This is a genomic window from Mesorhizobium sp. M7A.F.Ca.ET.027.03.2.1, from assembly GCF_003999175.1.
Taxonomy (GTDB): domain Bacteria; phylum Pseudomonadota; class Alphaproteobacteria; order Rhizobiales; family Rhizobiaceae; genus Mesorhizobium.
In genome coordinates, this window is the sequence record NZ_RZOM01000800.1 from 1 (window position 1) to 2,927 (window position 2,927).

Annotated in this window: 4 protein-coding genes; 2 read left to right on the top strand and 2 right to left on the bottom strand. The window is 59.7% G+C overall.

Features of this window, described 5'->3' with window-relative positions; all coding sequences use genetic code 11:
- Nucleotides 1–551: SDR family NAD(P)-dependent oxidoreductase (locus EN750_RS27070; RefSeq protein ID WP_127398477.1), on the bottom strand; the 551-nt coding region annotated here is incomplete at its 3' end.
- A gap of 208 nt (nucleotides 552–759) precedes the next feature.
- Here EN750_RS27070 and EN750_RS27075 point away from each other — a divergent pair.
- Nucleotides 760–1,032, top strand: coding sequence for a hypothetical protein (locus EN750_RS27075; RefSeq protein WP_023809470.1), 273 nt, complete (start codon nucleotides 760–762; stop codon nucleotides 1,030–1,032).
- Between the two features lie 119 nt (nucleotides 1,033–1,151).
- Here the strand turns inward: EN750_RS27075 and EN750_RS27080 are convergent, their stop codons facing one another.
- On the bottom strand, nucleotides 1,152–1,808 hold the full coding sequence (locus EN750_RS27080; RefSeq protein ID WP_127398479.1) for a response regulator: 657 nt from the start codon (nucleotides 1,806–1,808) through the stop codon (nucleotides 1,152–1,154).
- A gap of 271 nt (nucleotides 1,809–2,079) precedes the next feature.
- On the opposite strand from EN750_RS27080, the gene EN750_RS27085 reads away from it, so the two are divergent.
- On the top strand, nucleotides 2,080–2,927 hold an 848-nt coding region (locus EN750_RS27085), incomplete at its 3' end, for a chemotaxis protein CheB (protein WP_281062333.1).

Sequence of the window (2,927 nt, forward strand, 5' to 3'; positions counted from 1 at the left end):
TATTTTGTCAGCGCATAGATGGAGGCGAGATCGACCGGCTTTTCTTCGTCCGTCGGCAGCGGCGAGAGGGCGTCTCCACCTGGCGACAGCGGGTTCCATTGCCCGCTCCTGATGTCGCTCGCCTTGCGCCGAGCATTGTCGATACGCCGGCCGTCTGGCGTTGCATAGAGCCCTTCGCCATAGACGCTCATCGACGAGGCGACGACGATCCGTTCGACCGGGTGTTTGATCAGCGCCTCGAGCAGCGTTGCGGTGCCGAGATCGTTGGCGCCGACATAGCGCGCGATCTCATACATCGATTGCCCGACGCCGACTTCCGCCGCCAGATGAATGACCGCGTCAACGCCTTCCAGCGCATTGGCGACCGCCTCCCGGTCCCGGACATCGCCCTTGATCAACTCGGTCCCGGCGGGAAGCGCGACGGCTTCGCCCGCATGCACCTGCTCCAGCAAGGCATCGAGGATGCGAACCGAATAATCCTGCTCGACGAGTTCCTGTGCGACATGCCGGCCGATGAAGCCGCAGCCTCCTGTAACCAATATGCGTTTCACGACGACTCCTCAGACAAGCAACCTCGGCGCCCCGAACTTTTCGGCAAAAGGTTTGTTCCCTTTGCTTCAACAAAGTTCCTTTGGCCGGCTTCGTTGGGAGCCGGCGCCGCGATCACCGCGCTGTGCTGGAACATTGACGCCCTTGTGCTGTTAGGACGCCCGACAGCCCGCGCGTCCCATGTGGCAACGCCGATCAAAGGAGATTTCAATGTCTCAGTCGCAAACGACCACCAACCATGACGAAATTCGCAAATGGGCCGAGGAGCGGGACGGCCGGCCGGCGGTGGTGCGCACCAAAGGCGAGGGCGGTATACTGCGGATCGACTTCGGCGAGCCCGAGGAAGCATTCGAGCCCATCGAATGGGACGAGTTCTTCCGGATATTCGACGAGAATGATCTGGCCTTTCTGTATCAGGCCAAGACCGGTGAGGGGAAAGCCAGCCGTTTCAACAAATTCGTCGAGCGCAATCAGAAGGGCTGATGACGCCGGTCAAGCGGCCTATCTGTACGGCCAAGTTTTCGAGATGTGGTGAACGATGTGGTGAACAATGACGGCCCCGCGGCTTGGAACTTCAGCCTGAGAGGCCTTGGAAGGTAAAATTAATGCATCAGTTTTGCGCCGCGGGTTTTCGCCATCTCTCGCATGATGCCGTTGAGCCAGTTTTCAGTGGATTGACCAAGCTGTCTGCGGTCGACATCCAGGATCGCTTGCTCGAGCGTCCTCTCGACGAGCCGATCCGATGCGTCGACGTCTCCCAGCAAAAGGCGCGCCGCAAGTCGCAGTTTGGGCAAAAGCGCGAAGACGTCGTCGGACGGGTCCGGTCCGGGGGTCGCCCGTCCCGATGCCGGCGGGGGAAAGAGTGCGTTGAACACCGCCTGGCTGCCCGAGGATTTCCGCAAATTGCTGGCGTAGCGGAGATGATCGGGAATGGCGATGTCGTCATCGCCACTGAAGAACACGAAGGGGACACCCCGGCGCATCAACTCATCGGCGATTGGAAACACGCGTCGGCCATTGAGATTGACGTCGAGAATTGCAGCTTCGGCCGTCCCGGTGTGTTTGGAAGCCTGTTCGACGGTCGCTGCGGGACCAAGGATTATGGCGCCCATATTGCTGAAAAACCGCGCAAGATCTCCCGCCATCGTCCATTCGTCTTCGACTATCAGAATATGCAGCCCCCGCAGGTCGCGCACGTCGTCATCCTTTCTTGGAACGGAGGTTAGAATGCAGCGGATTTGCTTTCCGAATTCTGTCATCCAAGGCCGCCTGCAACCGTTTCGCAAGCGTCAGCATGCGATCCGGGACGGGCCCCGCATGGGAAGCTTCGAGCGATCCAGGCGCTCCTGATACCACCGGCGTCGGGAGTTTTATGTCAGCAGATCGTTTTGCCATTGAACCACCATTGATATCGGGTTCAACGTCATCCCTGACGTCTTGTTCCATCCGTCTTGCGCGCTATATGGTTGTGTCCTGTTCGATCCGGCCTTGAGGAGACTTCATGTCGGGTCGGCGAAAGGGGGACATGCCGTGACTGCCCGATCGACTAGATTTCCCATCGTGGGCATAGGCGCGTCCGCGGGCGGCATTCCCGCGATGGAGGGCCTTTTCAAGGGCGTGACCGGCCAGCCCGGCATGGCGTTCGTCATCATCACGCATCTCAGCCCCAACAGGGAGAGTCTGTTGCATGAGGTTGTCAGCCGCTACACCGAGATGCCTGTTTCGGTGGTCGAGGATGGCACGGTGGTTCAACCTGACCACGTCTATGTGATGCCGCAAAACGTGACATTGGCCATTGAATCGGGGGTGCTGCACCTGCGTCGGCCCAATGGGCTTACCCAGGAGCGCAAGCCCATCGATATCTTCTTCAGCGCACTGGGTGAAGACCAGGGCGAATATGCCGTCGGCGTTATCCTGTCGGGCGGTGATTCCGATGGAACCTTGGGCGCCAAGGCCATCAAGGAGCGGGGCGGGTTTATCGTCGCGCAAGCGCCGGACGGCTACGGGCCGCGCAATCCCGACATGCCGCAGAGCGCTATTGCCAGTGGGCTCGTCGATGTCGCAGTGACTGCCGAGGAGATCGGGGCGAAGCTGGAGGCTTTCGCCCGCGGCTTCGACACGCTGGACGGGTTGGCGGAAGACGATGGCGATGAAACGCCCGACATCGACAAGGTGCGAGAACAAATCTACGCCATTCTGCGCAGCCACTCCGGCCATGACTTCTCGGGCTATAAGACCAAGACGTTCCTGCGCCGCGTGAAGCGACGCATGCAGATCGCCCAGGTCCATTCCATCAGCGGCTATATAGACTGGCTGAAAAAGGATGCTCGCGAGGTGATGAACCTTTTTCGCGATTTGCTGATCAATGTCACCAACTT

Coding starts and splice junctions, on each gene's coding strand:
- EN750_RS27075 (WP_023809470.1), top strand. CDS start 760: ATGTCTCAGTCGCAAACGACCACCAACCATGACGAAATTCGCAAATGG.
- EN750_RS27080 (WP_127398479.1), bottom strand. CDS start 1,808: ATGACAGAATTCGGAAAGCAAATCCGCTGCATTCTAACCTCCGTTCCA.